Source organism: Faunimonas sp. B44 (assembly GCF_052655945.1).
Window position 1 is genome coordinate 1 of sequence record NZ_JBQYEX010000038.1, and the last position, 4533, is coordinate 4533.

Here is a 4533-nt window from a genome sequence, read left to right on the forward strand (position 1 = left end):
AAAGGACGCCGAGTTCGCCTTCGCCGGCTCGCCGGTCTGGACCGAGTACCAGGACTATTCCGGACTCGAGTACGACGAGGAGTACGAGGAGGAGGACTACGTCTGACCCCCGAGGGCGCCGCTTCGGCGGCGCCACCACCTCTCACCGGATCATGGAAATGAACAAGAACATCGTCATTCTCGCCGTCGAGGACGGCATCGAGTTCAGCCGCCACTATTCCCGCCAGATGCGGCTGCCCTTCCGCAAGGGTTGGTCGGCGTGGAAGGCCTATCGCAAGGAAAAGAACGGGAACCTCACCTATCTCTCCCGGTTCAACTCCTATGATGAAGTCGAACAGTTCCTGCAAGGATGCAACACAAGCTCGTCCGCCGCGTAACTCACCGTCGTGACTACATGACGGTCTGGCGAACCGGGTGGGTCCTCATGTTCGAGGGCCTGCTCCAGGTCATCACCCTGGGTCGGTACAAGTCTGATCTCAGACACTACCTGACCACCCGCTGAACCAACAATCTGTCGTTTGAACAAGGCCCGCCCTCACCGGCGGGCCTTTTTTCGTTTGAGGCCTGAGAATGAACTACCACGTCACGTTGGCGTCGACCAACGTCAAGACGGGACCGATCCCGGTCATCACCGCTTCGAAGAAGACCTGCCCTCCGAGCTGCCCCCTCTACAATGCGGCCTGCTACGCCTCCCTCGGCCCCCTCTCCCTGCACTGGGACAAGGTGACGCGGGGCGAGAAGGGAGGCTCACTGGAGGATGTCCTCGCGCCCATCCGGAAGCTCCGCAAGGGCGAGGTCTGGCGCTATGGCCAGGCCGGCGATCTCCCCGGCGAGGGGGAGACGATCGACAAGGAGAGCCTGCTCAAGATCTCCGCCGCTAACAGGGGCAAGCTCGGCATCGTGTTCACCCACAAGCCGCCGACGCCCGAGAACCTGGACGCCATCCGGGCCGCAGCGGCGGACGGCCTCACCATCAACCTCTCGGCCAACTCGGTCGCCGAGGCGGACGCGCTCTCCAAGCATGGCCAACCCGTCGTGGCGATCCTACCCAGTGCCTATGGCAGAAGAAAGAAAGGAAAGGAATGGGGTGAAACCTACGAGGAGTACAGAGAACGAACCAAGAACTTCCCCAAGGTCACTCCGGAGGGGAGGAAGGTCGTGGTATGTCCAGCCACCACGACAGATACGACTTGCCGGTGGTGCGGCCTGTGCGCCCGTGCAAGTCGAAACGGCATAGTGCTAGGTTTCCCGGCACACGGCAGTCAGCGCCGATTCCTTGACTCACGCTTGGAGTAGCCAGCGAAATGAAAACGATTGATCATTCTCTCAAGGAATACTGGACCGCCGTGCAGATGTTTAACCGGCAGAAGCCCGAGAACCGGCAGGTCTTCCTCGACGGCTTCATGCAGACGGCCCTGATGACGGCGGAGAGCGCCAGATCCCGACAGCGATTGGCGGCGTTCATCGCCGCCCGCCAGCAAGCAGCCTGAACCCAAGGCCCCGGAGACCCTCCGGGGCCTTCTTCACATCCGGAGAATGACATGAGCAACGCATCGAACGCCGCCTTTGAACTGGTCCAGCTCCAGGCCCAGATCCTGCCGCTGGAGAAGAAGCGGGACGCCCTGAAGGACACGGTCCGGGACGCCGGCCCCGACAAGTACGAGTTCCAGGGCTTTGGCAAGGTGACCGTGACCGAGCCCTCCACACGGCGGGCGAAGGGCCTCGAGCCCGTCTTCGACCCCGTCCGCTACCTCGACCTGGACCCCGCCCTCAAGGCCCAGCTGGAGCGCAGCGGCGTCGTGGTCATGCAGCAGATCTACACCAAGCCCGGCCCCTCGAAGGTCGTCATCGAGGTCGCTGCATGAACGGCGTCCACTGGGCTCCCGGCGGGATCGCCTTCCTGATCCAGGGCAAGTGGGTCCAGAACGCCCTCGGCCTTGCCCTGGACTGCCCGATCGAACTGCCCAGGACGGAACCCGACCACAACATCAACCTGGCGGCGGCGACCCTCACCGAGGATCTCCTCGCCCGCTTCGAACCGCTCGCCGACGACCCGCTGGTCAAGGCCATGTCGCCCCAACACCACATCGGCACGACCCACGAGGACCCGATGGTTGGCGTGAAGGAGTCCCTGATCGCCACCTATGGCGACATCAACCGCGCCGACATGTTCACGCTGGTGTGGATGATCCCGATCAATGGATCCTAACGTCAGTCTCCGCGACTACCAGATCGCGGACCTGGCCTACTACATCGCCAACCCCAAGTGCATGAACCTGAGCGATCCAGGGACGGGGAAGACCCCGTCCGTGGTCGTCATGCAGTGGCACCTCTGGGCGAACGAGAAGGCCGGGACGGTCTGGTCGCAACCGAAATCCCTCCTGAAGAAGAACAAGGACGAGATCCATCGCTTCACCCATTTCGAGGACGACGAGGTCGTCATCGTTGACGGCACGCCGAAGAAGGTAAGGAAGCTCCTCGCATCGCCGCGAGCCAAGGTGTTCCTGATGGGCTTCGACCGCTTCGCCCTGAGCTGGCGGGAACTGCCCGACTTCGTGAAGGCTCACCACATCGACGAGTTCCACATGGGCTTCGGCGGTGACGGCTCGCGGCGGACCCAGGAACTCTATCTGTCCGACCGCAAGATGAAGTGGTTCCTGCCGATGACAGGCACCCTGGTAAACGGCAAGCTCAGTTCCGCCTACCCGGCCATCAAGATCATCGAGCCGCGCTACTACGGATCGTATCACGGCTTCATGAACTACCATGGGGTCTACGACATCGACAACAAGCTGGTCGGCTGGAAGAACCACGGCAAGCTCGCCGCGATCTTCTCCCGCCATGCCATCCGGCGGACCTTCGACCAGGTCTATGGTCCGGAGGCCAAGGTTGTCCTTACCGAGGTCGTCGACATGCACCCCCGCCAGCGGGAACTCTACGACGAGTTCAAGGAGAAGGCGGTCCTCGAGCTGGAGAAGTTCTACGTCGACGGCACCCAGCCCGGCGTGGCCTTCATCCGGGCTCGCCAGATCACGGAGCACCCGCAGTGCTTCCCGGATCTGACCGACCCCGGCAAGTTCGTCGACATCATCGACGGCATGCCCGGCAAGGAGGAACGGCTCGAGATCCATATCACCGACCATGTCCGGACGGGCAAGCCGCTCGTCATCTTTGCGGCCATGGTCCCGCAGCAGGAGGCGATCGGCCGGCTGGCCGCGAAGCTCGGCATGCGGGTCGCGGTGATCAACGGCAAGACGTCCGCCAAAGAGCGGGCGGCGATCGACGAGGCGTTCAGGAGCGGCGAGCTGAACTGTCTGGTCTGCTCGCCCAGGGTGGCGGCTGTCGGCTTCAACTGGCAGTTCTGCGGCGGCGTGGAGGTGCCCCACGTCATCTTCGCCAGCCTGGACTTCCTCGACACGACCTTCCTGCAGGCCTACCGCCGGATGATGCGGGACAAGCGGCAGTCGCCGCTTCTGATCACGATCCTCGAATATGCCGCCAGCCTGGACCAGCGGCTGTTCGAGATCATCAAGGTGAAATCGGAGGACGCTCACAAGGTCGATCCCACTCGGCCGGAGCTGAACTTATCCAAGTACTACGAGGAGCTGGATGATGAGCTAGTTTGATCGCATGTTAGTTAACTTACGAAGAAGGCCCGTCGTAATCGGCGGGCCTTTTTCATATCTGACATTCGCCGGAACAACCGGTCGAACGGTACAAGGAACAGGAACAGAAAATGGACGCTATTCAGAACGCGATTGCTCAGGCTCAGGCCGCCGCCGGTGCCCTCCCCGCCCAGGTCAATGGGATGCAGCAGGGAGGCGCCCTCACGACCGCCGGGCCGGGGGTGTCGGTCGAGAGCCTCCTCGCCTCCTCCATGGCGGTGGATCACTGGCTCAAGGTCAACGAGTTCGGTATCCAGGTCGGGACCAACAAGGCGCTCTTCGACACGCTGAAGGTCGGACTGCGTCTCGGGGAGGTGGCCTACTGCAAGGCGGTCAAGTACGGGTCGGCCCCGCCCACGTACGAGCACTGCTTCGACGGTGTGACCTCGACCAAGGGCGGCACCTGGGCCGAGGCTCTCGTCCGCGCTCGGAAGGTCGACCCGAAGGCTCGCGACTACGCCTCGGCGAACATCCCCTTCGTGGCCCTCGAGGACATCGTGGACCCGAAGAAGAAGGAGGTGATCGCCGAGCAGGGCCAGACGCTCGGCCACGGTCTCTCGACCACCGGCTGGGCCAACTTCGCCAAGTTCATCAAGGCGCTCCAGGCGAAGGGTGTCGACATCAGCAACGACACCGTCGTGTTCACGCTGGGCTGGCAGGAGCGCAACAGCAACGGCAACACCTGGGGTGTGTTCACCTACGACGACGTCGAGGTGGTGGACGCCTTCCCCTGGGATGTCTGATCGTGTTGAGCGTGTCTCACCGGACTTTCTCCTTGGAACTGCTCGGCGACCCCCATCTGGGGAAGTCGTTCGTTCACGGTGTTCCTCTGCACCGTCGCGGTGAGCGGGAGGCCTCCCAGTGGGAC

General features: G+C 62.8%; 7 protein-coding genes. All 7 read left to right on the forward strand.

Annotated elements, in window-relative coordinates:
• Window positions 1–158: 158 nt before the first annotated feature.
• The 7 genes from ACUN0C_RS20015 to ACUN0C_RS20045 all read left to right on the forward strand — a co-directional run bounded on the left by ACUN0C_RS20015 (window position 159) and on the right by ACUN0C_RS20045 (window position 4408).
• Window positions 159–377: a hypothetical protein gene (locus ACUN0C_RS20015; protein ID WP_445468170.1), complete on the forward strand. Its 219-nt coding sequence runs from the start codon at window positions 159–161 to the stop codon at window positions 375–377.
• Window positions 378–570: 193 nt separating this feature from the next.
• On the forward strand, window positions 571–1296 hold the full coding sequence (locus ACUN0C_RS20020; RefSeq protein ID WP_445468171.1) for a DUF7227 family protein: 726 nt from the start codon (window positions 571–573) through the stop codon (window positions 1294–1296).
• Window positions 1297–1304: 8 nt separating this feature from the next.
• On the forward strand, window positions 1305–1490 hold the full coding sequence (locus tag ACUN0C_RS20025) for a hypothetical protein (RefSeq protein ID WP_445468172.1): 186 nt from the start codon (window positions 1305–1307) through the stop codon (window positions 1488–1490).
• Window positions 1491–1541: 51 nt separating this feature from the next.
• Window positions 1542–1865 carry a hypothetical protein gene (locus tag ACUN0C_RS20030; protein ID WP_445468173.1) on the forward strand — a complete coding sequence of 108 codons (324 nt, stop codon included), beginning with the start codon at window positions 1542–1544 and terminating at the stop codon, window positions 1863–1865.
• Window positions 1862–2209, forward strand: a complete 348-nt coding sequence (locus ACUN0C_RS20035) for a hypothetical protein (RefSeq protein ID WP_445468174.1) — start codon at window positions 1862–1864, stop codon at window positions 2207–2209. The genes ACUN0C_RS20030 and ACUN0C_RS20035 overlap by 4 nt, the downstream gene beginning before the upstream one ends.
• Window positions 2199–3626, forward strand: a complete 1428-nt coding sequence (locus ACUN0C_RS20040) for an SNF2-related protein (protein WP_445468175.1) — start codon at window positions 2199–2201, stop codon at window positions 3624–3626. The genes ACUN0C_RS20035 and ACUN0C_RS20040 overlap by 11 nt, the downstream gene beginning before the upstream one ends.
• 110 nt (window positions 3627–3736) lie before the next feature.
• Window positions 3737–4408 (forward strand): hypothetical protein, encoded by a 672-nt coding sequence (locus ACUN0C_RS20045; protein ID WP_445468176.1) that lies wholly within the window; start codon window positions 3737–3739, stop codon window positions 4406–4408.
• Window positions 4409–4533 lie beyond the last annotated feature (125 nt).

What these genes read in the sequence shown, in the direction of transcription:
- ACUN0C_RS20015 (WP_445468170.1), top strand. Translation starts at nt 159, where the DNA reads ATGAACAAGAACATCGTCATTCTCGCCGTCGAGGACGGCATCGAGTTC.
- ACUN0C_RS20020 (WP_445468171.1), top strand. Translation starts at nt 571, where the DNA reads ATGAACTACCACGTCACGTTGGCGTCGACCAACGTCAAGACGGGACCG.
- ACUN0C_RS20025 (WP_445468172.1), top strand. Translation starts at nt 1,305, where the DNA reads ATGAAAACGATTGATCATTCTCTCAAGGAATACTGGACCGCCGTGCAG.
- ACUN0C_RS20030 (WP_445468173.1), top strand. Translation starts at nt 1,542, where the DNA reads ATGAGCAACGCATCGAACGCCGCCTTTGAACTGGTCCAGCTCCAGGCC.
- ACUN0C_RS20035 (WP_445468174.1), top strand. Translation starts at nt 1,862, where the DNA reads ATGAACGGCGTCCACTGGGCTCCCGGCGGGATCGCCTTCCTGATCCAG.
- ACUN0C_RS20040 (WP_445468175.1), top strand. Translation starts at nt 2,199, where the DNA reads ATGGATCCTAACGTCAGTCTCCGCGACTACCAGATCGCGGACCTGGCC.
- ACUN0C_RS20045 (WP_445468176.1), top strand. Translation starts at nt 3,737, where the DNA reads ATGGACGCTATTCAGAACGCGATTGCTCAGGCTCAGGCCGCCGCCGGT.